The organism is Curtobacterium sp. MCLR17_059, from assembly GCF_003234665.1.
Classification (GTDB): Bacteria; Actinomycetota; Actinomycetes; order Actinomycetales; family Microbacteriaceae; genus Curtobacterium; species Curtobacterium flaccumfaciens.
In genome coordinates this window covers 450,360-475,761 of record NZ_QKSU01000001.1, presented here as the reverse complement: position 1 = coordinate 475,761, position 25,402 = coordinate 450,360, and the positions used below count along the sequence as shown (strand labels likewise).

The 25,402-nt window shown below is 72.1% G+C and carries 26 protein-coding genes; 10 read left to right on the top strand and 16 right to left on the bottom strand.

Translation table 11 applies throughout. The features are described from left to right. Positions 1–138: 138 nt before the first annotated feature. Entirely contained in the window at positions 139–1,083 is a 945-nt protein-coding gene (locus DEJ12_RS02400) for a YafY family protein (protein WP_111028925.1), read from the bottom strand. Between the two features lie 62 nt (positions 1,084–1,145). Here DEJ12_RS02400 and DEJ12_RS02395 point away from each other — a divergent pair, with 62 nt between their 5' ends. Beyond that, positions 1,146–1,565 (top strand): VOC family protein, encoded by a 420-nt coding sequence (locus tag DEJ12_RS02395; RefSeq protein ID WP_111028924.1) that lies wholly within the window; start codon positions 1,146–1,148, stop codon positions 1,563–1,565. Positions 1,566–1,584: 19 nt separating this feature from the next. Here DEJ12_RS02395 and DEJ12_RS02390 read toward each other — a convergent pair whose 3' ends face one another. After that, positions 1,585–2,397, bottom strand: coding sequence for a putative RNA methyltransferase (locus DEJ12_RS02390; protein ID WP_111028923.1), 813 nt, complete (start codon positions 2,395–2,397; stop codon positions 1,585–1,587). 68 nt (positions 2,398–2,465) lie between these two features. Here DEJ12_RS02390 and DEJ12_RS02385 point away from each other — a divergent pair, with 68 nt between their 5' ends. From DEJ12_RS02385 to DEJ12_RS02375, 3 genes are read left to right on the top strand one after another with little or no spacing between them, the layout of a single operon-like run. Next, positions 2,466–3,086: a hypothetical protein gene (locus tag DEJ12_RS02385; RefSeq protein ID WP_111028922.1), complete on the top strand. Its 621-nt coding sequence runs from the start codon at positions 2,466–2,468 to the stop codon at positions 3,084–3,086. Between the two features lie 51 nt (positions 3,087–3,137). Beyond that, positions 3,138–4,076, top strand: coding sequence for an aldo/keto reductase family oxidoreductase (locus DEJ12_RS02380; RefSeq protein ID WP_111028921.1), 939 nt, complete (start codon positions 3,138–3,140; stop codon positions 4,074–4,076). A 37-nt stretch (positions 4,077–4,113) separates the two neighbouring features. Then, positions 4,114–4,659 (top strand): GNAT family N-acetyltransferase, encoded by a 546-nt coding sequence (locus tag DEJ12_RS02375; RefSeq protein ID WP_111028920.1) that lies wholly within the window; start codon positions 4,114–4,116, stop codon positions 4,657–4,659. A gap of 81 nt (positions 4,660–4,740) precedes the next feature. On the opposite strand, the gene DEJ12_RS02370 is transcribed toward DEJ12_RS02375, so the two are convergent. From DEJ12_RS02370 to DEJ12_RS02345, 6 genes are all read right to left on the bottom strand, one after another. Continuing rightward, positions 4,741–5,286, bottom strand: a complete 546-nt coding sequence (locus tag DEJ12_RS02370; RefSeq protein ID WP_111089864.1) for a hypothetical protein — start codon at positions 5,284–5,286, stop codon at positions 4,741–4,743. A gap of 72 nt (positions 5,287–5,358) precedes the next feature. Beyond that, positions 5,359–5,571: a hypothetical protein gene (locus DEJ12_RS02365; protein ID WP_138802103.1), complete on the bottom strand. Its 213-nt coding sequence runs from the start codon at positions 5,569–5,571 to the stop codon at positions 5,359–5,361. Between the two features lie 64 nt (positions 5,572–5,635). Further along, positions 5,636–5,866, bottom strand: a complete 231-nt coding sequence (locus tag DEJ12_RS02360; protein WP_017887929.1) for a hypothetical protein — start codon at positions 5,864–5,866, stop codon at positions 5,636–5,638. A gap of 34 nt (positions 5,867–5,900) precedes the next feature. Then, positions 5,901–9,053 (bottom strand): GH92 family glycosyl hydrolase, encoded by a 3,153-nt coding sequence (locus DEJ12_RS02355; protein ID WP_258370451.1) that lies wholly within the window; start codon positions 9,051–9,053, stop codon positions 5,901–5,903. Positions 9,054–9,097: 44 nt separating this feature from the next. Beyond that, positions 9,098–10,696: a serine/threonine-protein kinase gene (locus tag DEJ12_RS02350; protein ID WP_111028917.1), complete on the bottom strand. Its 1,599-nt coding sequence runs from the start codon at positions 10,694–10,696 to the stop codon at positions 9,098–9,100. Positions 10,697–10,825: 129 nt separating this feature from the next. Further along, complete coding sequence (locus DEJ12_RS02345; protein ID WP_111028916.1) at positions 10,826–11,644, bottom strand: phosphatase PAP2 family protein; 819 nt, start codon at positions 11,642–11,644, stop codon at positions 10,826–10,828. Positions 11,645–11,747: 103 nt separating this feature from the next. Here DEJ12_RS02345 and DEJ12_RS02340 point away from each other — a divergent pair, with 103 nt between their 5' ends. Beyond that, a complete protein-coding gene (locus DEJ12_RS02340; RefSeq protein WP_111028915.1) occupies positions 11,748–12,293 on the top strand; it encodes a hypothetical protein in 546 nt (181 codons plus the stop codon). Between the two features lie 73 nt (positions 12,294–12,366). Here the strand turns inward: DEJ12_RS02340 and DEJ12_RS02335 are convergent, their stop codons facing one another. The 8 genes from DEJ12_RS02335 to DEJ12_RS02300 form a co-directional block, all read right to left on the bottom strand. Beyond that, positions 12,367–14,052 carry a bifunctional 3'-5' exonuclease/DNA polymerase gene (locus tag DEJ12_RS02335; protein ID WP_111028914.1) on the bottom strand — a complete coding sequence of 562 codons (1,686 nt, stop codon included), beginning with the start codon at positions 14,050–14,052 and terminating at the stop codon, positions 12,367–12,369. A 54-nt stretch (positions 14,053–14,106) separates the two neighbouring features. Then, positions 14,107–14,301 (bottom strand): hypothetical protein, encoded by a 195-nt coding sequence (locus tag DEJ12_RS02330; protein ID WP_017887924.1) that lies wholly within the window; start codon positions 14,299–14,301, stop codon positions 14,107–14,109. A gap of 34 nt (positions 14,302–14,335) precedes the next feature. Then, a complete protein-coding gene (locus DEJ12_RS02325; RefSeq protein ID WP_111028913.1) occupies positions 14,336–15,109 on the bottom strand; it encodes a hypothetical protein in 774 nt (257 codons plus the stop codon). Continuing rightward, positions 15,106–15,966: a carbohydrate ABC transporter permease gene (locus DEJ12_RS02320; RefSeq protein WP_181433258.1), complete on the bottom strand. Its 861-nt coding sequence runs from the start codon at positions 15,964–15,966 to the stop codon at positions 15,106–15,108. Before DEJ12_RS02320 ends, DEJ12_RS02325 begins: the two co-directional genes overlap by 4 nt. Beyond that, positions 15,963–16,940 (bottom strand): carbohydrate ABC transporter permease, encoded by a 978-nt coding sequence (locus tag DEJ12_RS02315; RefSeq protein WP_111028912.1) that lies wholly within the window; start codon positions 16,938–16,940, stop codon positions 15,963–15,965. The genes DEJ12_RS02320 and DEJ12_RS02315 overlap by 4 nt, the downstream gene beginning before the upstream one ends. A gap of 9 nt (positions 16,941–16,949) precedes the next feature. Beyond that, positions 16,950–18,275: a sugar ABC transporter substrate-binding protein gene (locus DEJ12_RS02310; RefSeq protein WP_111028911.1), complete on the bottom strand. Its 1,326-nt coding sequence runs from the start codon at positions 18,273–18,275 to the stop codon at positions 16,950–16,952. A 23-nt stretch (positions 18,276–18,298) separates the two neighbouring features. After that, complete coding sequence (locus DEJ12_RS02305; protein ID WP_111028910.1) at positions 18,299–19,540, bottom strand: Gfo/Idh/MocA family protein; 1,242 nt, start codon at positions 19,538–19,540, stop codon at positions 18,299–18,301. 144 nt (positions 19,541–19,684) lie between these two features. Continuing rightward, on the bottom strand, positions 19,685–20,473 hold the full coding sequence (locus DEJ12_RS02300; protein ID WP_027466817.1) for a DeoR/GlpR family DNA-binding transcription regulator: 789 nt from the start codon (positions 20,471–20,473) through the stop codon (positions 19,685–19,687). 133 nt (positions 20,474–20,606) lie between these two features. On the opposite strand from DEJ12_RS02300, the gene DEJ12_RS02295 reads away from it, so the two are divergent. From DEJ12_RS02295 to DEJ12_RS02275, 5 genes are read left to right on the top strand one after another with little or no spacing between them, the layout of a single operon-like run. Then, complete coding sequence (locus DEJ12_RS02295; RefSeq protein ID WP_111028909.1) at positions 20,607–21,485, top strand: SIS domain-containing protein; 879 nt, start codon at positions 20,607–20,609, stop codon at positions 21,483–21,485. After that, positions 21,485–22,396: an ROK family protein gene (locus tag DEJ12_RS17920; protein WP_111028908.1), complete on the top strand. Its 912-nt coding sequence runs from the start codon at positions 21,485–21,487 to the stop codon at positions 22,394–22,396. The genes DEJ12_RS02295 and DEJ12_RS17920 overlap by 1 nt, the downstream gene beginning before the upstream one ends. Then, entirely contained in the window at positions 22,393–23,511 is a 1,119-nt protein-coding gene (nagA, locus tag DEJ12_RS02285; protein ID WP_111028907.1) for an N-acetylglucosamine-6-phosphate deacetylase, read from the top strand. Before DEJ12_RS17920 ends, nagA begins: the two co-directional genes overlap by 4 nt. Further along, on the top strand, positions 23,508–24,542 hold the full coding sequence (locus tag DEJ12_RS02280; protein WP_111028906.1) for a 1-phosphofructokinase family hexose kinase: 1,035 nt from the start codon (positions 23,508–23,510) through the stop codon (positions 24,540–24,542). Before nagA ends, DEJ12_RS02280 begins: the two co-directional genes overlap by 4 nt. Continuing rightward, positions 24,539–25,375 (top strand): class II fructose-bisphosphate aldolase, encoded by an 837-nt coding sequence (locus DEJ12_RS02275; RefSeq protein ID WP_111028905.1) that lies wholly within the window; start codon positions 24,539–24,541, stop codon positions 25,373–25,375. The genes DEJ12_RS02280 and DEJ12_RS02275 overlap by 4 nt, the downstream gene beginning before the upstream one ends. The last annotated feature ends 27 nt before the right edge of the window (positions 25,376–25,402 follow it).

The window sequence follows — 25,402 nt, the reverse complement described above, 5'->3', positions numbered from 1 at the left end:
GGGTGACGCGGACCGGCACCACGAGTGGTGCCGAACCGATGCTGGATCCTGCGCCGCGCCTCCAGGCCGCTCCTAACGGATCCCTGACGCCGCCCTGGCGGACGCATGCACGCTCCTAACGCGCGTGACCGAGGCGGCTCAGTCGGCCGCGGTCGCGAGTCGGGTCGACAGGTCGCGGACTGCGCCACGCAGCGCGTCCGGCCCCTCGACCCGGATCGGCACGGCCAGCCCGGCGACGACTCCGGCGAGGCCGTCCCACGACCACGATCCGAGGGTGACGCGGGCCCGGTCGTCCTCGAGCTGCTCGACCACTGCGTCCTCCGGCAGGTACGGCGCGATCCGCCGCGCATCGTCCGCCGTCGTGGTCACCGAACCGGTGCACGGCCACACGTCGTCGACCGCCGAACCCTTGAACCGCGCGGACACGAACGCGGCCGCATCGCCACCGGGGATCGGACGTGGTGTGAAGGGGACGCGGGTGCGCATCCGCGGCGTGATCCGGTCGATGCGGTGCGTGCGCCAGTCGTCGCGATCGGCATCCCAGTCGAGCAGGTACCAGCGACCGTTCCGGGCGACGACGGCGTGCGGTTCCACCCGGTGCGGAGTCTCGTCGTCGCCGTACCCGAAGCGGAACACCTCCTGCAGGTGGACGGCCTCGCTCACCGCCACCAGGACCTCCGGGTCGGTGGTGGTCCGGCTCGTCGCGGTCACGGCCTGCACCGCGTCGACCCGGGACCGCAGCCGCGCGGGCATCACCTGCCGGACGGTCGCCAAGGCGCGGGCCGCCGACTCGGCGACGTCCGCCCCCGATGCCGGTGCCACGGCGAGCGCCAGGGCGATCGCCACAGCCTGGTCGTCGTCGAAGAGCAGCGGGGGCAGGTCGGAGCCGGCCTCCAGCCGGTAGCCGCCGGCCGGGCCACGGAGCGCCTCGACCCGGTACCCGAGCCCGCGGAGCCGATCAACGTCGCGGCGGACGGTGCGCGGACTGACGTCGAGCCGCCCGGCGAGCTCGTCCCCCGGCCAGTCGCGGTGCACCTGGAGCAGGGAGAGCAGCGCGAGCATCCGTGCGGAGGGTCCGGCCATGGCGTCCATCTTCGTCCGAGAAGCGGACACGATCTGACCGCATTGCCCGTCATCCTCGTCCCATGAGCATCGAAACGACAACCCACCTCAACTTCGACGGCGACGCCCGCGCGGCGCTCGACTTCTACGCATCGGTCTTCGGCGGCGAGGTCACCGCCGCCACCTACGGCCAGATGGGCGCCCTGGACGACCCGGCCTGGGCGGACCGGATCGTGTTCGGTCAGGTCTCCACGCCCGCCGGCTTCCGTCTCATGGCCTTCGACGTCTGGCCCGGGCAGCCCTACGACCAGGGATCGAACGCCTTCTACGTGTTCGTGCACGGCGACGACACGGCCGAGATCGAGCGGTACTGGGCCGTACTGTCCGACGGCGCCGAGGTCCGGCAGCCCCTGGAACCCTCGGCCTGGGCACCGCTGGCCGGGCAGCTGCGCGACCGCTTCGGCGTGGTGTGGCAGCTCGACGTCGCCCCCGCTGGCGACTGATCCGTCCTGAGGGCCGCGGTCAGCGCGTCGGCGTCCACGTCGACACGGTGACCGCGGCCGTCACCGTCGCCGGCTCGAACACGGTGTCCGCCGCGACGTGGTGGTGGCTCGGCCCCATGTGCACCACGTCGTGGACGTCCTCCGCCGACAACTCCATGGTCCACGTCAGGTCCTCGGAGGACCGCAGCGCGAACGACGGCGTCAGGGAGTCGTGCAGCCGGCGCTCCTTCTCCGGGTCCACGCTGATCGTCGCCTCGGCGAGCTCCACCAGGTGGCCGGTCCGCGGGGTCACCACCGCGAGCACGCCGTCCGCGTGCAGGACGCGGGCGTACTCGGTCTGGTTGCGGGGTGCGAAGACGTCGAGCAGGACGGCGGCAGCGCCGTCGACGACCGGGAGGCGCTCGGTCACGTCCCCGACGACGGCCCCCGCGCGCTCGTGGGCGCGTGCCGCACGCCGGATCGCGACGGCCGACAAGTCCAACGCGACCCCGAGCCTCCCGTCCGCCGCGCGCAGCGCATGCGCCAGGTAGGTCCCCGGGCCCGAACCGACGTCGAGCACGATGCCGGGCGCGGTGGCGTCCGCGACGATCGCGGCGAGCGCCCGCTCGACGGGCGCGTAGTGGCCGCGCCCCAGGAACCGCAGCCGCGCGTCCACCATCTCCGGGGTGTCCGCGGTGAGTGCGCGCCGCTTCGCGGGCAGGAGCGTCAGGTGGCCCTGCTTCGCCTCGTCGAACCGGTGACCGTTCGGGCAGCCGACCTGGCCGCCGTCGACGCGGCCGAGGGGCTCGGCGCACACGGGGCAGGCGAGCATCGGCAGCAGGTCGTCACGCACCGGCCCAGCGTACGGGGCTGGCTCCCCCTGACCGGATGTCGCTGCCTGCGCGGCAGTACGGTCAGGTCATGGCAGTCATCGAGCAGGCAACGCTCCGCCCCTCCAAGGCCGAGGCGCTCGCCGCCTGGCTCCCCGACCAGGCGTGGAGCGGCGTCATCGCGGGATCGCCGCTCCAGGTCGTCGGGCAGTTCCGGTTCGACGACCCCGCTGGCGAGGTCGGCATCGAGGTGCTCCTCGTCCGCACCGACGACGGCCGGGTCCTGCAGGCGCCACTGACCTACCGGGACGCACCACTGCCCGGTGCCGACGCGTTCCTGGTCACCGAGATGGACCACTCCGTGCTCGGGCGACGGTGGGTGTACGACGCCGTGGGCGATCCCGTCCACGCTGATGTCCTGCGCCGGGCGATCGTCACCGGCGGACACGAAGCGGAGCTCGAGTTGGCCAACGGTGCCGGACAGCGGCCCAAGGACGCCTGGGCCAGCGGGAGCGGCTCCGCACCCGACTCCCCCAGTGTCACCTCGGTGCGAGCGACCACTGCGGACGCCCTGACGTCGATCGCGACCGACCACGGCACGATCGTCATCGCTCGGGTCGTCGGTACGGCCCTGCCCGAGGGCGAGACGCTGACCGGGACGTGGACGGACGGCTCCGAGGTGCTCGCCGTCGTGCTGCCCGAACGCGCCTGAGGTACTGGCAGGGCCTGCCTGCACCGGGGACCGGCTGGCAGGATCGACGGCGTGAAGACACTGGAGTTGCCACAGACAGACCTCACCGCCTCCGACGTCGTCGTCGGACTGATGCGGATCAACGACATGAGCAACGAGGACATCCGTTCGCTCTACAGCGCCTCGCGCGACGCGGGCGTGAACATGTTCGACCACGCAGCGGTCTACGGCGAATGGCACGGCTGCGAGGAGCGGTTCGGCGCCGCCGTCACGCTGACGCCCGCGGAACGCGCCGAGATCGTGCTGCAGACCAAGGTCGGCATCCGACCGACGCCGAAGGGCGCCTACTTCGACTTCTCGTACGAGCACATCCTCGAGTCCGTGCACGAATCGCTCGAGGCGCTGCAGACCGAGTACGTCGACGTCCTGCTGCTGCACCGCCCCGACGCCCTGGTCGAGCCGGAAGAGGTCGCAAAGGCCTTCGACGAGCTGCACGCCGCCGGCAAGGTGCACCACTTCGGCGTCTCGAACCACACCCCCGGCCAGGTCGACCTGCTCAAGAAGCACGTCCGCCAGCCGCTCGCGTTCAACCAGGTGCAGCTGAGCATCACCCACGCCAACGTCATCTCGCAGGGCCTGACCGCGAACATGGGCGGCCTCGAGCAGTCGGTCGACCGCGACAACGACATCCTCAACTACTCGCGCATCAACGACGTCACGCTGCAGGCCTGGTCGCCGTTCCAGAAGGGCTTCTTCGACGGCGTCTTCCTGGGCGACCGTGAGCAGTACGCCGAGCTGAACGACGTGCTCGAGGAGGTCGCCGCCGCACACGGTGTCACCCCGACCGGCATCGCGGTCGCGTGGATCACCCGCCACCCCGCGCACTTCCAGGTCGTCCTCGGCACCACGAACCCGCAGCGCGTGCGGGACTCGGCAGCCGGCTCGGACGTCGAGCTGTCGCGCGAGGAGTGGTACCGGATCTTCACCGCGGCTGGACACACCGTTCCCTGAGCAGGAACGGCCCGGTTGGGTCGGGCAGGGTGGGGTCGTGCTCCGCGACCTCGCCCTGCCCGTTCGTCTGCCCGCCCGCAGTGGCGAGGTGACGCTCCGGAACGCCACGGAAGCCGATCTCGACGCGCTCATGACGCTGTTGTCCGACGACCCGATCAGCGCTGCACGGGGTGACGTCGCCGCGCCGGAGGACCGTCCGCAGTACGCCGAGGCACTCCGGTCGATCGTGGACGACCCGGCGAACGCGCTGCTCGTCGCCGAGGACGCCGACGGGCGGCTCGTCGGGACGCTGCAACTCACCCGGATCCCCGGGATGGCTCGTCGTGGTGCCACCCGGCTGCTCGTCGAGGCGGTGCGGGTCAGCAGTGCGCTGCGCTCCGGCGGCATCGGGAGTGCGCTGATGCGCTGGGTGACCGACGTCGCGGCGCCGGCCCTCGGGACCCCGCTCGTGCAGCTCACCTCGGACGCTGCACGGACCGATGCGCACCGGTTCTACGAGCGCCTCGGCTTCACCGGCTCGCACGTCGCGTTCAAGTACCGGGTCCCCGACCCTTCCGCCATCCCGCCTGATATGTCACACTGAGACCAGTCGCCCCATCGAGGTGGGTGCGGAAGTGATCCCCGGGAGCTCCTGCGGTATAGCGGGGCCCGGGGATTCGCGCGTTCACCGACGGTGTTCGTGGACGCTCAGCACATGGCCCAGCTGCTCGAGGTAGGCCGTTTCCCCTCGCCGAGCCAGCGCGACCACGCCGCACACCGCGTCCGCCGCCCAGAGAAGTGGCTCGCGGCCACCCGGCAGGTGCTCGAACGCCAACCCGTGCACCAACTTGCGTGATCGCAAGGCGTCGAGGTGCGCACGATCGTTCCGGTCCGAGGGCCCGCGAGATTCGAGGACGACTCGATCGACACCGCCCGCGCGGAGTTCCAAGATCAAGTGCTCAAGAGCGAGACGGTGACGACGCTCGCTCCGGACGGATGGGTCGGTCACGCTCACGACCCCGATGGCTGCAAACGGATGGTCGCACAGCATCCCGACGATCCCGGTGCGGTGCCGGGCGTCGCTCTCGGACCAGTGCAGCTTCCGCGCCGATCGTGGCTTGATGGCGCAGAGCGAGTCCCGGAACCGCTCAGCATCGCTGTCGGCAACTGTGACCGCCCCGAGGATGTACGCGCCGGGGTCACGTTCGTCTCCGGGCTCGGATTCGTCCACGTACGCCGTCGGTACCATTCCGGAATACTACCGGTCGGATGGGACCGCGCTGCCGCTGCAGCCGGGCGCGCGCTAGTCGTCGGAGTCGGCGCCAGCAGACCTCGGCGTCGGCACGTTCACGTCGACCGGGGACACCCCGGCGGGATCGGCCGAGGCGCCACCCACGACGTCGAACGAGATCCCCAGCATCGCCGGGTCCTCGTCGAGTTCGAGCCCGTCCTGACGGACCTGGTCCTCCGGGATTGCACGGCCACCGGACGGGTCCCACGAGTTCGCGATCGACATGCGCACGAGCATGCCCGAGCCGCTTGGCAATCGCCCAAGAAACCCCGGAGGACACCCGGAACGGTCAGAGGTCGTCCGGGTGGAGCCGCTCACCGGCGTGCGGACGCCGGAACACCGGGCCGCCGCCGGCCTCGTCCTCGTCGTGGTGACTGACGGGCGAGACGCTCGGGTCAGCGGAGTCGTCGCCGACGTCGGCGCCGCGGTCCTCCTCCATCTCGAGTTCGGACTCGTCACTGCCGTCCACGGGGATGGACCGGCCCTGCTGTTCGGGATCGAACGGTGCGCTCATCGACATGGGGCGAGCATGCTCCCGCTCGGTGAACGCGGGGTCAACGCTGTCCGTCGGCCGCGATGAGCTCGAGCTGCGTCAGCGTCAGGTCGGTGCCGGCGGTGAACGTGAACGACGAACCGCCGCCGAGGATGCGGAACACCCGGGTCTGGCCAGCCCACGAGAACTCGGCACCGTCGACCGCGGTGACGGCATCGTCGAGGCCGACCTGCCACGAGTAGGACCCCGGCGATGCCACCGTCACGGTGTACAACGAGGCGGCGGGGCACGACACGTCGAAGGACACGGACTCCCCCGCGGCGAGCGCCGTGACGGTGCGGCCGGTGTCGTCGGTGAGCGCCGAGACCCCGACGGGCAGGACGTCCATCGGGGCGTCCCGGTAGCCGTGCACGTCGGAGGCCGAGACGGGACGGGTGTCCGACGCCCATCCCTGCGGTTCGTCGGACAGGGTGAACTCGATCCGCGACGCGGCCACGACCACGCTGTGCGGGATGGTGACCGAGGTCCAGGGCGAGCCGTCGACCGTCACCGACGCGACGTACCGGCCTGCGGAGCCGGCGGCGATCTCGATGACCGTCTCCGTTCCTCCAGGCTGTCGCAGCACCGTCCTGCGGACCGACGGCGGCACGAGCACGTAGGTACCGGTCGACGGCGCGAGCGGGTACAGGCCGATGGTCGCGAAGACGTACCAGGCGCTCATCTCACCGTTGTCCTCGTCGCCGGGGTAGCCCTGGCCGAGGTCGGACCCGACGAACAGCCGCTCGAGCGACTCGTGGACGATGCGGTGCGCGTCGTCGTGGCGCCCGGTGAACATCGGGAAGAAGGGGATGTGGTGCGCGGGCTGGTTCGACAGCCCGAGCATGCCCATCCGGACGTCGCGAGCCTCGGTCATCTCGTGGATCGGGAACCCGTACGAGCCGGACCGCGCCAACGCGCCGGTCTCGGGGGTCGCGAAGAACGCGTCGAGAGCGGCGTCGAAGCGCTCCGGCCCGCCGTGCAGGTCGACGACGCCGGCGCCGTCGTGCGGCGCCGTGAACGCGGTGCCCCACGCGTTCGTCTCCGTGTAGTCGTCGCCCCAGTCGCGCGGGTCGAACTCGGTGCCGACCCGCCACGAGCCGTCCGGGTCGCGGCCGATGAAGAACCCGCGCTCGGAGTCGAAGACGTGCCGGTACTGCAGGGACCGGCGGGCGAACCACTCGGCCTCGGCCTCGTAACGGGACAGGTCGGCGGGCGTCCGCGCCCGTGACGCGAGCAGGCCCGCCATGACGGCCAGACCCCAGTCGTTGATGGCCGCGTCCAGAGTCCACGACATCCCCTCGTGGGTCGCCGTGTCGACGTGGCCGCGGAAGGCGCCCGGGAGGCTCCCCTTGCGTCCGACGCGCTCGTCACGCGGCGGGACGGTCGCGTTCCGCACCGCGCTCCGGTACGCCTCGGCCAGGTCGAAGCCGCGCACGCCCTTCACCGCGAGGTCGGCGAAGACGGTGTCGCTCGTGGTGCCGGTCATGCAGTCCTCGGCGCCGGGGGCACTCCAGCGGGGCGTCCACCCGCCGTCGTGGTGGTGCTCGACGAAGCCCTGCGCGAGCTCGCCAGCGGTCTCGGGGGTCAGGAGTCCGAGGAGCGGCCAGGCCGTGCGGTAGGTGTCCCAGAAGCCGTTCGTGGTGGTGAACGGACCCTCGACGATCTCCGGCCCGGGCTCGTCGCGGATCGGGTCCGCCAGCACGTCGCCGTACGGGGAGCGGTGCCGCGGGGTGCCGGTCAGGGCGGTCTCCCCGGCGCGGTTCGGGTAGAGGAACAGCCGGTACAGGCCGGAGTACAGGCTCGTCAGCTGGTCGGGGGTCGCGCCGTCGAAGGACAGCGTCGCGAGCTTCTCGGTCCACAGCGCCTCGGCACGGGAGCACATGGCGTCGAACGAGCCGGCGGCGTCGAGGTTCGCGCGGGCGTCCTCGATCGAGACGGTCGAGATGCCGAGCAGGACGTCGACCGGGCCGGCCGTGTGGCTGGCCTCCCCCACGGACAGCCAGCCGCGCAGCTCGTGCTCGCCGATCGTCGTGTGGTCGGCGGTGATCCCCGCGACCCGCAGGTGCACGTGGTGCGGCGGCGTGCCGGGGCGGTCGTCGAGGACGGCCTCGACCACGGCGGTGCCGTCGGTGATCGTCACGGAGACGTCGGACACCCGGCCGTGGTGGTCGAGCACGACGCTGCGGGTACCGGTGAACCGGAACCCGAGGGCGAACTCCCCCGCGGTCAGCTCGGCCGTCACACCGTGTTCGAGGGCGACCCGGTAGCGGTGCGGGCCGTCCTGCTCGTCCTCGTGGTCGAACCCGAGCGCGCGGGCGGACCGGTCGACATTGGGGGTGTCGAGTGGCGAGGGCATCACCTGGAACACCCCGCGGTCGCCCATCCACGGCGACGGGATGTGACTCGTCGCGAAGGCCTGGATCGCCGGACGGAGTCGCCCCTGGTCGTCGAGCCGGTCGTGCTCCTGGTACGCGTACGGCCAGCGGTTGCTCGAGGCGTCCGTCATCGGCAGGCCGAACACGCCTCCGTGCGGGACGCCGACGAGCGGGGCGTTGTTGCCGCGGGAGAACCGGGAGGACGCCTGGGTGCCACGGGTCGTCCGGACGTGGCCGAGCGGGGTCGTCGGGGTCGGGCGCGCGGGACCGATCCGGACGGCGTCGAGCCAGCCGCGCAGTGCGGGACGCTCGCCGTCGGCGGCCGCAGCCGACGTGTCGGAGCCGAGCCGGGCCTCCAGGCGGTCGACGACCAGCCCCGCGAACGGCGTGAGGTCGACCGCGCGGCGGTTCCACTGGTCCACCCACTGCTTGCGGGCCGCGTCCTGTGCATCCGGGGTGACCGCGTCGCCGTACTGGTCGCGGACCGCGGCGTCGTCACGCAGCCGCGAGCCGTCGGTGAAGACGACGTCGACGGCGAAGGCCGTGGCGTCCCAGAAGTGCGGCAGGTCTGCTTCCGTCGGTTCCGACGCCCCGTCGGGCAGGGTCCGCTCGGGGAACCAGACCCAGGAGAGCTCGTCGCCGGTGGTGATGGTGCGTCCGGTGCAACCGGGCACGATCGCCTCGGCCACGGACGCTCCCGCTGGTCGTTCGACGAGCCAGGCCTCTGCCGAACCGAAGCCGACGCCGTTCCGAGCGGCCACGGCCGTCGTCGGACCACCGCTCCGTTGCAGTTCTCGCACGGGGCGAGCCTATTGCTCCAGGGACTGGACGAAAACCCGGCGTGTCACTCCTTGTTCTGCCCGGGAGCGCTGCCGGACTTGCCGGGGGCGGTGTCCGACGTGGTGTCGACCGCGCCGGTGTCGGCCGCGCCCGTGCCGTCCTGCGGCTCCTGCACCGGGTTCGAGGCCGGGGTGCTCGGCTCCGGACCGACGGGCGGGTCCTGGGTGGGCTGCTCCGGCTCGGTCGGTTCGCTCGGCTGCTCGCTCGGTTCCTCGGCGGGCTGCGACGGCTGCTGCTGCTCCTGGGAGGGCTCCTGCTCGGCGGGTTCGCTCGGCTGCTGTTCCTCGCCCGGCTCCTCGGACGGCTGCTGCTCGGTCGGCGCGGTCGAGGTGGTGTCCGTCGGGGCCGGGGTGCCGTCGTCGTCGCCGTTCAGGGCGAACACCGCGACCCCGATGCCGATGAGCACCAGGACGATCACGATGATCGCGGCGATGAGCGGTCCGCGCTTCTTCTTCTCCGGCTGGTCCTCCGACCGGTCGCCCCGGACCGGGCGGGGCGGGACCGGCGGCGGGGTCGGCCCGCTCGGGGCCGATGTGCCGCGGCCGTTCGCCTGGGCGCCGAGGACGGTCGTCGAGACGTCGTCGGCAGCGTTCGGACGCTGGGTGTCGAGGACGCGGGTGGCGACGTCCCCCGGACCCGCGCCGCCGTTCGGCAGTTCGCTCGCCGGCATCGCCTGCGTCCGGTCGTCGGCGTTCGCCGCCGCGGCGGCGCCGGCGCCGACCGCGGCACCAGCCGCACCGGCGGCCGCGGTCGTCACCGCACCGGGCGTGCCGGGCAGCAGCTGCGTGGCGTTCGTCGGCTCGTCGCGGCCCAGCGCACGCAGGCGCTCGGCGGCCTCGGCAGCCGTCGGTCGCTCCGCCGGGTCCTGCGCGGTCATCACGTGCAGCAGGGTGCGCCAGGCCGTGGGCAGCTGCCGGTCGATCTCGGGCGAACGGGTGAGCCGGGCGGTGGCCGACTCGACCGCGCTGCCCGGGAACGGCTGGCGGCCGGTCATGCACTCGAGCAGCACGAGCCCGAGCGAGTAGACGTCGGCCTTGCCGGTGATCTCCTTGGCCAGGACCTGCTCCGGGGCCAGGTACGCGGCCGTCCCCATCACGGTCCCCGTCCCCGTCACGCGTGAGGCGTCACGGAGCAGGGCGATCCCGAAGTCGGCGAGCTTGACGTGCCGGCCGTCGCTCTCGAGCAGGACGTTCGCGGGCTTCACGTCACGGTGGACGATCCCCTGCGCGTGCACGGCGGCCAGGCCGTCGGCGACCTGCGCACCCAGGCGGGCAGCGGTCGCGGGGTCGAGCGGGCCCTCGCGCAGACGGGTCGCCAGGTCACTGCCCGGCACGAGTTCCATGACGAGGTACGAGTCGCCGTCGACGTCGTCGAGAGCGGCGTCGTAGAGCGTGACGAGCTCGGGGGCGCGCAGCGTCGCGAGGGTCTGGATCTCCGCCTCGGCGCGGGCGCGCTCACCGCGGTCCACGGGGCCGATGCGGAACACCTTGACCGCGACCTCGCGACCGAGTTGCTCGTCGACCGCCCGGTACACGGACGCCATGCCACCGTGTCCGAGCGTGCCCGTGACGCGGTACCTGCCGCCGAAGACCCGTTCTTCCATGCCCGGCAACCTACCGGTCGCGGCTGACGGCGCTCTGCCGTTCGACGGGGCGGGCCCGGGCGGCGCGGGGCCTGGCGACTTCGTGAGCAGAAGATGTCGGGTGCGGGCGAGCAACCCGACGTCTTCTGCTCACGAGGTGATGCGGTCGACGTCCGGCGCGGGCTCGGCACCGTGGTGGAGCGCCGTCAGGTACAACCGGTGCGCCGTGATCACGAGGGCGAGCCAGGCGAGTCCGAGCGCCCACGCCGCCAGGACGTCGGTCAGCCAGTGGTGCCCGAGGAACACCCGCGACGCCCCGACCGACAGCACGAACAGGGTGCCGACGACGATCGTCCACACCCGGGTGACGACGCGCGACTGCCGCAGGAGCAGGAGGTACACGATCGTGCCCACGATCACCGTGGAGTTGAGCGTGTGCCCCGACGGGAACGACGGCGACGTCTCGTACGGCGGCACCGCGTCGGACAGCGGCGGACGGGCGCGACCGATCAGGTCCTTGCCCGCGATCGTCATGAGCAGCGAACCACCGCTCGCGGCGACCAGGAGCACCAGTGGCGTCCACGCACGGCGCTGGATCGTGAAGCCGACCAGGAACCCGAGCGCGACGATCGGCATCCCGATCGTGCCCGCGATGTCGGTCCACCAGGTGACGAGCGTGTCCGCCGTGGGTGATCGGAGGGTGAGCGCCCAGTCGAGGACGGGTCGGTCGAGCACGGCGACGTCGTCGGCTTCCCGCACGGCGTCGTAGACCTCGGAGGCGATCCACGTGGCGAGGACGGCGACGCCGAGACCCACGGCGAGGGTCAGCAGCAGGACGGGCATGGCGCCGAAGCGCTTGCCGAGCGCGGTCCACGCACCGGCGACGCTGCGGCCGGCACGGGAGCGCCAACGGGTCAGGTCGACTTCGCCGACGGTGCGGTCGGCGGCGTCCCCGCGTTCGGTGTGCATCCGTCCACCCTGCCCGAAGCCGCCGGGAGCCGTCCCGGCCGAACGCTTCGCGGGTGGGCATCTGAAATGCTACGTTGCAGACATCACGAAAGGGAGGTTGAACATGCGAGCAACGAAATGGCGAGGGATCACCGTCGCGGGCGGGGTACTCCTCGCAACCGTCGCCAGTGTCGGCATCACGGCACCAGCGAACGCGTCGACTGCGAGTGCCGTCGAGACCTACGGGCTCGACGGCATCACCGTGCAAGGGCTCCCGAAGTTCACGAACCATGCGGCGCTCCTCGACTACGTCGCGACGAATTCGGTCAGTACTCGGCTCGACGCGGAGACCGGCAGGATCATCTCGGTCGCACCTGTTCCTCCCGCTGAGCGACAGGCGAGGGTGTCCGTACGGAACACCTGCAAGTCCGGAGATGCGTACTGGGCAGCCGCTGCGACGCCGTACACGAACACCTGCTTCTACGGCTCCGCCGGGACCTACACGTTCCCGAGCGGAGGCACGTTCTCGCGGAAGTTCTACATGGGGAGTCACACGGCGCGCGGGGGCTGGAAGTACGGCGGCAAGCAGCACCACACTCCGAAGCAGGGGCCCGGATCGGTCGCGACGCTCGACACCGCGACACAGATCAACCGCGGCCAGCTCTACTGACCGTGCCCGCTCGGGTGCCCCGTGCCGTCCTCGAGCACGCGGCACCCGACCAGGCGCTGCGGCGACAGCCCGACTAGTCCTTCGCCTCCGAGTACGCCCCCACCACCCCGACCGACAGCGGGAACGTCACCGGGAAGTCCTGGAACAACAGCCGTCCGGCATCGACGGCGGCCTCCCGGATCTGCTGCGCCACCCACTCGGCGTGCTCCGCCGGGGCGTGCACCACGATCTCGTCGTGCACGAAGAACACCAGGTGCGGCCCGTCCGTCACCGCTCCGGGGAACCGCGCGAGCAACCGCGACCGCAGGGAACCCATCCACGCGAGCGCCCACTCGGCCGCGGTCCCCTGCACCACGAAGTTCCGGGTGAACCGCCCCCAGCTCCGGGCACGGGACTCGACCGCACGCTGCATCGCCGGGGTCCCCTCGACCGTGTAGGCCTGGTTCCGGGCCTCGAACCACGAGTCCTCGGGCACCGGTGACGTCCGCCCGAGCAGCGTCGTCACGGGTTCGCCGCGCTCCCCCGCACGGGCCGCCCGTTCCACCATGTCGAGCGCCTGCGGGAACGCCCGGACCAGGCGCGGCACGAGCCGACCGCCCTCGCCCTGGGTCGCCCCGTACATCGCACCGAGCATCGCCACCTTCGCCTGCTGCCGGGTCTCGACCGCCCCCGACGCCACCACGCCGTCGTACAGGTCGCGCCCGTCGCCGGCCGCGGCCATCGCCCGGTCGCCGGACATCGCGGCGAGCACACGTGGCTCCAGCTGCGCGGCGTCCGCCACGACGAGCTTCCACCCGGGGTCGGCGATGACGGCCCCGCGGATGCCCTTCGGCAACTGCATCGCTCCCCCGCCGTCGGCCGCCCAACGGCCGGTGACGACACCGCCGACGACGTACTTCGGGTGGAACCGTCCGTCGTGGATCCAGTCGTCGAGCCAGGTCCAGCCGTTGGCGGTGAGCAGTCGCGCCAGGCGCTTGTACTCGAGCAGCGGCTCGATGACGGGGTGCTCGATCTCCTGCAGCTCCCACTTCCGCGTGCTCGTGACCATCAGGCCCGCCCGGCGCAGCGACTTGAGGACGTCGGCGGGCGAGTCCGGGTTGAGACCGGGGTCGTCGAGGCGCTCGCGCACGACGGCCGCGATCTCCTCGAGGCGTCGCGGCCGCACCCCGTAGGGCACGCGCGGCCCGAGGGCGTCCTCGAGCAGCCGCTCGTGCACGTCGGCACGCCACGGCAGCCCGGCGTGCAGCATCTCGGCCGCCACGAGCGCACCGGCCGACTCCGCGGTGAGCAGCAGGCGGAGCGCACCGGGAGCGCTCGACCCCGCCACCGCAGAGAGCTGCGCCCGGAACTCTGCCACCGGGTCGACCTCGTCGTCGGGTGCGGCGGCGGTGAACAGGGCGTCGTCGAAGAGCTGGGCCTGCGTCGGCCGGACCACGCGGGCTTCCGCGACCGGGGCGTCCAGGGCGTCGGCCGGCGCGGCGGCGAGCGCGGATCCCCGTGCCGCCAGCGCGGCCCGCAGGACACGACGGCCGAGGCGCAGGTCGACGCAGCGACCGACTCGCCCGCCAGCGGCGAGCACGGCCGGGTACCAGCGGGCGGTGTCGTCCCACACCCAGCGCACGCCCGGTGCGTCGTGGGCCGCGACGAAGGCCGGGAGGCCCGGCTCGTCCAGGCGGATCGGCTCACCTCCGGCGGTCCCCGCGTCGGTCAGGGGCGTCGCGAGGACGCCGCCGTCGACGCGGCGGAGGACGAGGTGCACGACACGATCATGCCGTGCCCCACCGACCCCGGCGGACCAGGGCCGGAAGGGGTGTCACTCGCCGGGTCGGACCGCCGCGGTGTCGGCGACGTCGATGCGGACGTCGCCGTCCTCAGCACGGGAGACCTCGACCCGCGGATCGGCGTCGTGCTCGTCGGATCCGGACATGCGGCGGAACGTGTCCTGTCGGCGTTCCTCGAACGTCATGTCGACGCCGTCGTCGAGGTGGTCGTGGTCGGGCTTCGTCATGCCGTGCACGGTACGCGGCCGCGGCTGCGGGTGGTCACGCGACCGGCGCCGCGCCGGTCCGCTCAGTCCAGTGCCCACCGCTCGCCCACCGGTCGAGCACGGCCGCGCGCAACCGACCGGATGGCGCCGCGGACCGCGCGGTCGCCAGCGGCACCCCGAAGACGAACTTCGCGACGCTGGCGTCCCCCTCGGTCGCGTCGTGCGCCCCCGGGGGGACGAGACGGAAGCGCCGGGCGAAGCGCACGAGGTTGGCATCGGGACCGAGCGCGGCGGGCAGCCCTGGGTCGAGCATCCAGGAGCGGCACTGCCACCGGTCGGCAACGAGCTGCGGCGCGAGGCCGCGCAGGACCTCGGGTGCGCGGGCGAACGAGCGGTCGCAGGCCACCGGGTCGAGCGGCCCGGTCTCCGGCACGTGCACGCCCCAGGCCGGCGTGCCGTCCGCCAGGTGGTCGCCGAGTTCGAACTGGAGGCGCCCCACGGCCACCACGCGCCCGGTCACCACGGCGACGAGCCACTCCACCCCGGTGCCGTGCAGTCCGTAGCGCGCGAGCTTGCGGTCGACGTCGGCGACGGAGGCCTCGGCGAGCGCGCGCGGGAGGCCCCGCTCCGCGAGCGCGTCGGCGCTGTCCGGCACCGCGGCGCGGAGCGCCGCCACCAGCAGCGCGTCCCGCTCCGCGGGCCCGGCGTCGGCAACGGTGGCGGCCAGTGCGGCCGCCACCGTCGCGGAGTCGTCCGGTGACCCCACGGCGGCGGCGAGGACCGCGACGGACGCGGGGCGGGCCTCCAGGCCGGGGGTCGCGGTGGTCACTTCAGACCGGACGACGCGAGCCCGTCCATCACCCGACGCTGCAGCACGACGAACATGATGAGCACCGGCGCCATCGCCATCAGGCTGGCGGCCATCAGCACCGGGTAGTCGATCGTGCGGTCACTCGACAGCGTCGCGAGGCCGGCGGCGAGCGGCATGTCCTCGGCGCGGGTGGAGACCACGAGCGGCCAGAGCAGCTCGTTCCACGACCACAGCACGGTCGTGATCGCGAGCACGCTGATCGAGGGACGGGCCAGGGGCAGCATGATCCGCCAGAACGTCTGGAACGGGTTCGCGCCGTCCATCCGCGCTGCCTCTTCGAGCTCGGGCGGCATGTTCAGGAACGCGGTCCGCATCAGGAAGGTGCCGAAGGCGCTGAACAGCCCGGGTGCGACGATCCCCATCAGGGTGTCGAGCCAGCCGAGCCCCTGCACGATCTGGTACTGCGAGATCAGGTAGACCTGCGAGGGCACGAGCAGGATCGACAGCACGATCGCGAGCAGTGCCGCCCGGCCGCGGAACCGCATCCGGGCGAAGGCGTACCCGGCGAGCGTGCACAGGACGATCTGCGCGATCGTGCGGATGATCGTGACGTACACCGACGTGCCGAGCTGGCTGAGGAACGGCAGGCGTTCGAAGACCTGCGCGTAGTTCTGCCACTGCAGCTCCCCCGGCCAGAAGACCGGCGTGACGGATTGCACCTGCGCGTTCGTGGAGAGCGACATGATGATCTGCCACAGGAACGGGAACGCCATCGCGAACCCGCCGATGCCGAGCACGACGTGGATCCACCAGTGGCTGCCGCCGCGACGGCCGGGTCGGCGTGCGGTCCGAGGCGGTGTGACGGTGGCGGTCATCCCTGGACCCACTTCCGTTGGACGCGGAACTGCACGAGCGTGACGATGCCGATGAGCAGGAAGATCACCATCGCGATCGCGGCCGCGAAGCCCTTGTCGTTGTCGATGAACCCGGCGCTGTAGAAGTAGAAGACGAGCGACATCGTCTTCGGGATCACCGGGTTGGTGCTGCCGAGGATCGCGTACAGCAGGTCGAACAGCTGGAAGCTCGAGATCGTCGTGACGATCACCACGAAGAAGATGCTCGGGCTGAGCAACGGCACGGTCACCGACCGGAACTGCCGCCACCGGCTCGCGCCGTCGAGCTCCGCGGCCTCGTAGAGCTCCGGCGGGATGTCCTTGAGCCCGGCGCCGAGGATGATCATCGAGAACCCGAGGGACGACCAGAGGCCGACCAGGCTCACCGCGATCAGCGCGAAGCCGGGGGTCGAGATCCAGTACGGTCCGTCGATGCCGAAGTTCCCGAGGAACCAGTTCACGATGCCGTAGTCGCCGTTGTACATGATCCGCCAGACCAGGGCGATCGCCGCGGGCATGGCGACGTACGGCAGGAAGAAGAGCACCCGGTAGAACTGCGCGAACCGCAGCCCCGGGGTGTTCAGCAGGCTGGCGAGCCACACCGCGATCGGGATCCCGGCGAGGACGATCACGGTGTAGATCACCGTGTTGAGCAGCGACTGGTACAGCTGCGGGTCACCGACGAGCCGGACGTAGTTGGCGACGCCGGTGAACGTGGCGCCCCCGAAGACGCCCCAGCTGGTGAACGAGTACCAGAACGTCTGGATGATCGGCCAGATGTAGAAGGTGCCGACGCCGACGAGCAACGGGAGCACGAAGAGCCACGGCCACCAGCCGTCGGTCCGTCGTGGCGCTCGGCCGCCGTCGGCTCGCGGAGCGGGGGCGCCCCGCCCGGACGAACGTGTCGTCCGGGCGGGGGCGGCTGCGGCCGGGGGCCGCTCGGTGTTGATCGTCACGCGCGGGTCCTACTTTTCCTTGGCGAGGGCGGCGTCCATCTTCTGTGCGAGGTCCTCTGCCACCTGGTCGACGGGCTTCGATCCGTCGAAGGCACTCGGCAGCAGGGTGGTCTCGAGGGTGTTCCAGGCCGCGGTGTTCTTCGACACCGGCAGCGGCTTCGCGTAGTCCACCGCGTCGAGGAACACCTGCAGGTCGGCGTCGGGCATCGTCTTCGTGAAGGCGCTCTGCGTGCCCTCGTACGCCGGGATGACCGCACCCATGTCGCCCTGCTGCTGCTGGGCCGTCTTGCCCGCGAGGTAGACCTGCAGCGCCTGAGCGGCTGCCTTGTCCTTGCTCGCCTCGGACACGACGTTCGAGACCCCGTGGATGACGGTCGCCTGCTCCTTGCCCTTGGGCAGCGGGTAGGCGACGACGTCCTTCTCGAGCTCGGTGCCGGTCAGCGCGGAGCGGAACCAGCTGCCGCCCTGGTACATCGCGAGCTTGCCCGAGGTGAACCACTGGTCGGCCGTGGTGTCGGTGAGCTGCTTGATCGAGGGCGATGCCCCCGAGTCGATCAGGTCGGTCCAGAACTGCAGGCCGTCCTCGGAGGCCTTCGTGGCGTACTCGGACTCGGTGCCGTCCGCGTTCACGACCGATCCCCCGGCCTGCAGGATCGTGTTGTAGTACGTCGTCTGGCCGTCCATGCCGCCGGCCGCCCCGTAGGCGCCCTTCGACTCGAGCTTCTCGGACAGCTCGGCGCCGGTCTGCTGGAAGTCGTCCCAGGTCCAGTCCTTGGACGGCAGGTCCATGCCGGCCTGCTCGAACAGCGACTTGTTCACCCAGACGCCGATGGTGTCGAAGTCCTTCGGCACGCCGTACTGGGTGTCGTCGTACGTGTACAGGTCGTTGAGCGCGCTCGAGTACTTCGACGCGTCGATGTCACCCGAATCGACCTCGCCGGTGATCGGCGCGAGCTTGCCGTTGGCCGCGTACAGCTGGAAGTTCGGGCCGTTCATCCAGAACAGGTCGGGCAGGGTGTTGCTCGAACCCTGGGTCTGCAGCTTCGTCCAGTAGTTGGCGAACGGCGTGACGTCGACGCTCACCTTGATGTCCGGGTACTCCTCGTTGAAGCCCTTCAGGTTGGCCTTGATGGCCTTGACCTGGTTCTCGTCCCAGACGGCGTAGGTCAGGGACGCCTTGGTGTCCTTCGGCGCGGCCTCGTAGTCGCCGCCGGAGCCGGACGCTCCGGACGACGAGGAGCAGCCGGCAAGGAGCGCTGCCGCGCCGAGTGCGGCGACGGCACCGAGGAGGACGCGGCGCACGCCGGTTCCTCGGGTGGGGATGTGTGCGGTCATCGGGGTGTCCTTTCGCACGGCCGTCAGGAACCGACGGTCTGGGCGGGATGCGGGGTGGAGGGGGTGGAGTGCGGGGCGTTCGACGTGAAGTGCGCGATGGTCTCGGCCGGCAGGGGCGGGACGTCGATGGGGATGGACCCGTTGCGGAGCGAGCGCGTGGCCAGCGCGCCGGCGGCGACCGCGGCACGGGCCGCGATCGGGGAGAGCTCCGACGGTTCGCCGAACGCGACGGACCGCAGGAACTCGGTCATGGTGAGCAGGTCGGCATCGGCGTGCCCGTCCTGGACGCCGTCGATCGGGTACTCGCGGTCCCCCGCGGTGTCCCAGCCCCGGCGGTGCGTCCAGACCTTCACGACGCCACCACCCGTGTCGCCGATGTTCTCGAGGCGTCCCTCGGTGCCGATGACGGTGTAGTTCCGCCAGTAGTCCGGGGTGAAGTGGCACTGCTCGTAACTGGCCTGCACCCCGTTGTCGAGCGTCATCATCACCATCGAGACGTCCTCGACGTCGACGACGGGGTTCAGCCCGGTCTGGGCGAGCGGCGGCCAGTTGTCGTGGGAGAACCAGTCCCCCATGAGCTCGCCGCTGCGGTCGCGCCGGTCGGTGACGTCACCGTAGACCGACAGCGAGCCCATCCCGACGACCCGGGCGGTGTCACCCCCACCGAGCGCGTGGATGACGTCGAGGTCGTGGCTCGCCTTCTGCAGGAGCAGGGAGTTCACCTTGCTGCGGTCGGCGTGCCAGTCCTTGAAGTAGTAGTCGCCACCGTTGCCGACGAAGTGCCGGCACCAGACGGCTTTGACCTGACCGATCTCGCCGCGGTCGACGATCTCGCGCATCAGGCGGACGACGGCGGCGTGCCGGAAGTTGTGCCCGACGTACAGCGGCGTCCCGGTCTCCGCCGCGGTGTTCAGGACGGCGTCGGCGTCCTCGACCGTGATGGCCAGCGGCTTCTCGAGGTAGACGGCGATGCCCGCGCGGAGCAGGTCGATCGCGATCTCGGCGTGGGTCCAGTCCGGCGTGGTCACGATGGCCGCGTCGACGTGGCCGGTGAGGTCACGGTGGTGTTCGACCACCAGGGCGTCCGGGTACTCGTCGTGCCCGCGGTCCCGGCCGGCCGCGGTGACGTCCGCGACGGCCACGACCCGGGCCTGCAGCGACCGGTCGTCCGCGGTTGCCTCGGCGACGTGGCGGGCGATGGCGGACCGCTGGCCCATCCCGATCACCGCGACGCGGAGTCCTGCGTTGTCAGCGCCCATGCTCATCGCTCCCTTGCGTGCATGTGACGCCCATGATGCCGAATCGATCATGAATGCACAATAGGCGCTCACGGATCGCTCACGCATCCGTGCCGGGGAGGGTTTTACACGATCGAAACGTCCGGACCGCTCCGGGGTGGCAGAGGGCGCTCAGTCGGCGACGACGAGCTCCACGCCGGCGCTGGCGAGGTCAGCAGCGAACGAGGCCGGCACCGGCTGGTCGGTGACCAGGACGTCGATGCGGTCGAGCGGGCAGATCCGGGCGAAGGTCGACCGTTCGATCTTGGTCGAGTCGGCGACCACGACGACCCGTCGTCCGACCGAGGCGAAGTGGCGGCTGACCTCGGCCTCGCCCTCGTGCATGGTCGTCGCGCCGTACTGGCCGGTCAGGCCGTCGACACCGAGCACCACGAGGTCGAGGGCGAACTCGTCGAGCGTGTCCCGGACGAGCGGCCCGACGAGCTCGTAGGACTGCCGCCGCGCCACACCACCGGTGACCACGATCTTCACGTTGGCGCGGACGGACAGCTCGTACCCGACGTTCAGGGCGTTCGTCACGATCGTGATGCCGAACTCGCCGTCGGCGCGGATGAACCGCTCGCTCTTGCCGAGTTCACGCGCGACCTCGGTCGTGGTCGTCCCACCGTTGAGCCCGACGGTCTCCCCCGGCTGCACCAGTCGGGCGGCCGCGCGGGCGATCGCCGTCTTCGCCTCGGCCTGCCGGGCGATCTTGTACTGCAGCGGGAGCTCGTACCCGGCCCCGAGCGCTGCCGCGCCCCCGTGCGTGCGCGTGACGAGCCGCTGGTCGGCGAGGGTCGCGAGGTCACGGCGAGCCGTCGCGGCGGAGATCCCGAGCAGCTCCCCAATCTCGGCGATCGACACGTTGCCGCGTTCGCTCACCAGTTCGAGCAGGGCGTTCAGCCGCTGTTGGGGGGTCATGACGGTCATCCTACGGCGTCACCACCATCCCCCGGTGATCGGAAATGACGTTTTGCCCTTCCCTTGCGCACGATCGCTCGCTACGCTTCCTGATCATCGATCACCCGGATCGATCCGGACCCGGAAGGCTCCCATGACCGACACCTTCGTGAGCGCTGAACTGGCCTCGCAGCCGGAGACCTGGCGTGCAGCCGCCACGCTCCTGCCGACCTTCGCCGACGCACTCCCCCAGCCGGGCGAACGCGTGGCCGTGATCGGCTGCGGCACGAGCTGGTTCATCGCCATGAGCTACGCCGTCGCCCGTGAGCAGGCGGGCCTCGGTGTGACCGATTCCTTCGCCGGGTCCGAGTACCCCGCGTCCCGCGAGTACGACCGCGTGCTCATGATCAGCCGCTCGGGTACGACGACCGAGATCGTCGACCTGCTGCAGGCCCTGCCGTCGCAGCGGACCGTCCTGATCACGGCCGTCGCCGACAGCCCTGCCGCGGCCGTCGCCGACCAGGTGGTCGCCCTGCCCTTCGCCGACGAGCGCTCGGTCGTCCAGACCCGCTTCGCCACCACGACGCTCGCACTGCTGCGGGCGTCCATCGGTGACGACGTCGACGCGCTCGCAGCCCAGGCCGAGACCGCCCTGACGGTGCCGATCGACGACCTGCTCGACGCCGAGCAGGTCTCGTTCGTCGGTCGTGGGGCCGCCGTCGGCCTGACGTTCGAAGCCGCGCTCAAGACGCGTGAGGCCGCGCAGTTCTGGGCTGAGTCCTACCCGGCGATGGACTACCGGCACGGTCCCATCGCGATCGCCCAGCCCGGCCGGCTCGTCTGGTCGCTCGGGACGGCACCCGAGGGGCTGGCCGACGAGGTCGCCGCCACCGGCGCCCGCTTCGTCCAGCACGACCTCGACCCGATCGCCGGACTCGTCGTGGTGCACCGGTTCGCCGTCGCCCTGGCCGAGGGACGCGGGCTCGACCCGGACAACCCCCGGTCGCTCACCCGGTCGGTCATCCTCACCTGATGGGTGGCGCAGGCGCGGTGCTCGGGGTCGACGTCGGCGGCACGGGCATCAAGACCCGGCTGACGACGGCCGACGGACTCGTCCTCGACGAGACTCGGGTACCGACGCCGCGCGACGACCCGGGCGCCGAGCGCCTCGCCGCCGTCGTCGCCGAACTGGCCGCACAGGCCACCCGACGGGCGCCGCTCGGAGCCATCGGGGTGGTGACCCCCGGCGTCGTCGACGAGACCCGCGGCACCGTGGACCTGTCCGTCAACCTCGGGTGGCGCGACGTCCCGGTGCGTGACCTCGTCCGTGCCGAGCTCCTGCGTCACGGGATCGACGTGCCGCTCGCCTTCGGCCACGACGTCCGCGCCGGCGCCCTGGCCGAGGTCCGGGCCGGTGACCCGGCGCTCTCGCGGGGGTCGGTCTCGTTCGTGCCGGTCGGCACCGGGCTCGCGAGCGCCCTGGTGGTCGACGGCGTCGTCGTGTCCGGCGGTGGCTGGGCGGGGGAGATCGGGCAGGTCCGCATCCAGATCGGTCCGCACGCGGGCCACCGCGTCGAGGAGATCGCGTCCGCCGGGGGAGTCGCACGTCGTTCCGGCGCGCCGTCCGCTCACGCCGCCATGCTCCTGGTCCGCCAGGGCGACCCCGCAGCCCGTGCGGTCTGGGACGACTGCGTCGCGGTCCTGGCCGACGCGCTCGCCTGGACGACCGCGGTCGCCGGGGTCCACACCATCATCGTCGGCGGGGGACTCGCCGAGTCGGGGCCGCTGCTGCTCGACCCGCTGCGCGACGCCGTCACGGAGCGCCTGCAGGGCGTCCGTGTCCCCGTCGTCGTCCCCGCCCGGCACGGCGACGCAGCCGGCGCCATCGGAGCGGGGCTCCTCGCACGCACGCTGCTCGAGACCGAGACCGGGGTCCTGCTGTGACCACCCTCGTCCGGGCCCATCGCATCGTCACGGCCCAGGCGGACCTGCACGACGGCTGGCTCGTCATCGGTGACGACGACACCGTGCTGGCGACCGGTACCGGGTCCCCGATGCGTACGGACACCGCCGTCACCGTCGACGGTGTGGTCGTGCCCGGGTTCGTCGACCTGCACGCCCACGGGGCGCTCGGGCACGACTTCGCCGGGTGCTCCGCCGAGGACGCCCGCGCCGCCGCCGGGTACCACCGGTCACGGGGCACGACCACCCTGGTCGGGTCCATCGCCACGGGCGAGCGCGCGGGCACCGTGGCGGCCCTCACCCGGCTCCGGCCACTCGTCGCGGACGGCACGCTCGCCGGGCTGCACCTGGAGGGGCCGTGGCTCGCGACCGCCCGTCGCGGGGCGCACCGCGTCGACCTGCTGCACGCCCCGGAGCCCGCCGAGGTCGACGCCTACTGCGACGCCGCCGGTGGCGCCCTGCGGATCGTGACCCTCGCGCCGGAGCTGCCGGGTGCCCTCGACGCCGTCGCCCGCTTCGTCGACGCCGGGGTCGTCGTCGCCATCGGCCACACCGACGCCACCGCCGAGCAGACCCGCCGCGCGGTCGACGCCGGGGCCTCGCTCGTCACCCACCTGTTCAACGGGATGCCCCCGCTGCACCACCGTGCGCCCGGGCCGGTCGGGGTCGCGCTCTCCGACGACCGTGTGCTGCTCGAGTGCATCGTCGACGGCCACCACCTCGATCCCGTGACGGTCGCCCTCGTGCAGCGCAGTGCTCCGGGCCGGATGGTCCTGGTCTCCGACGCCATGGCGGCGACCGGCTGCCCCGACGGCGCGTACACGGTGGCCGGATCGGCGGTGACCGTCCGCGACGGTCTCGCCGTGCTCGCCGACGGTTCGTCGCTGGCGGGCAGCACGGTCACGGTCGCCGACGCCGTCCGCCGCCTGCTCGACGCCGGGACCGACCTGCCCGAGGTCGTCGCGGCGTCCGCGGGGCGTGCCGCACGCCTGCTCGGGGCTCCGGCACCGCTCAGCGTGGGCGCCCCCGCCGACCTGGTCGTGCTCGACCCGGAGCGTGGCAGCGTCCGAGCCCTGCCGACGGCGGTGGTCGCGTGATCCTCGTCGTCACCCCGAACCCGGCCGTCGACGTGACCTACCGGGTCGCCGAACAGCGCATCGGCGAGACCCAACGCGTGCTCGAGGTCCAGCGGCGCCCCGGCGGCAAGGGCCTGAACGTCGGGCGGGTCCTCGCCGCCACCGGTGTCCCGACCCACGCCGTGCTGCCCCTCGGCGGCGACGGCGGGCACTGGATCGCCCATGCCCTCGACGACCTCGGGCTCGCCCACACCGACGTCGCCGTCCGTGGTGAGACCCGCACGACCGTGACGGTGGCGGACGACCTCGCGCACCCGACGATGTTCGGCGAGCCCGGCCCCGTGCTCAGCCCCGGCGAGTGGGACACCGTCACCACCGCGGTCGAGCAACTGCTCGACGACGGCGTCGCCGGCGGCACCCGCGGTGCCGCCGGCGCCCCGGCCGCCGCGGCCCTGGTCGTGTCGGGCTCACTGCCCCGCGACACCGACCCCACGGTCGTCGCCCGCTGGGTCACCACCGCCCGCCGCCGCGGTGTGCTCTCCGTGGTCGACTGCTCGGGCACCGCGCTGCTGGCTGCCGCGTCGGCCGGCGCGACGGTCTGCAAGCCCAACCGCGAGGAACTACTCGAGGCCACGGGCGCCGACGACGAGCGCTCGGGGGCACTCCGGCTCCTCGGACTCGGCGCGACGGTCGTCGTGGTCTCTCGCGGCTCCGACGGCATCGCCGCCCACACCACCGAGCACGTGCTCGAGGTGCCGGCGGTCCCCGGGGTCTCGGGTAACCCCACCGGCGCCGGCGACGCAGCCACCGCCGGACTCGTCGGTGTCCTGGTCGATGTTCTCGTCGGTGCTGGTCTCCCTGGGCCTGACGGCAGCGTCCCGGCCCCCGACGACGCCACCCTGCTCCGAGCCCTGCGGTCCGCCGCCGCGCACGGGGCCGCCGCCGTCCTCCAGCCGGTGGCCGGCGTGGTCGACCCGGCAGACGTCGACCGCTTCCTGTCCACCCCGCCCGCTCCTGCTCCCGCAAACGACCGAACGAGGACCCCCGCATGATCACCGACCTCGCCCTCACCGGCCTGCTCGACACCGCCCGCACGGCACGCCGCGGGGTCGGTGCGTTCAACGTGGTGCTGCTCGAGCACGCCGAGGCGATCGTCTCCGGCGCCGAGCTGGCAGGTCTGCCGGTGATCCTGCAGATCAGCGAGAACTGCGTCCGGTACCACGGCGGCCTCGCACCGATCACGACTGCGACCCAGGCGGTCGCTCGTGCCGCCGACGTCGAGGTCCTCGTGCACCTCGACCACATCGAGGACCCGGAGCTGGTGGCGGCCGGCGTCGACCTGGGCGTCGACTCGGTCATGTACGACGGTTCACACCTGGACTTCGCCGCCAACGTGGCAGCGACCCGCGAGCTCGCCGCTCGGTGTCACGCCGCGGGCGTCGCGATCGAGGCCGAGCTCGGCGAGGTCGGCGGCAAGGACGGCGTGCACGCCCCGGGCGTCCGCACCGATCCGACCGACGCCGCCGCGTTCGTGTCTGACACCGGGGTCGATGCCCTGGCGGTCGCGGTGGGGACCTCGCACGCGATGCAGACCCGCGAGGCGTCGGTGGACCGTGACCTGGTCGAGCGCCTCCGTGCCGCGGTGCCGGTGCCGCTCGTGCTGCACGGGTCCTCGGGCCTGTCCGACGACGAACTCCGTGGCGCCGTGCACGCGGGGATGACGAAGATCAACATCTCGACGCACCTGAACGGCCTGTTCACCCGTGCGCTCCGTACCGTGCTCGACGAGCGGCCGGACGTCGTCGACCCGCGCAAGTACGTGTCGGCGGGCCGGGACGCCATCGCCACCGAGACCGCACGGCTGCTGACGCTCCTGCACGCCTGACGCGCGAGCGGGCGCAAACGGGCGCGA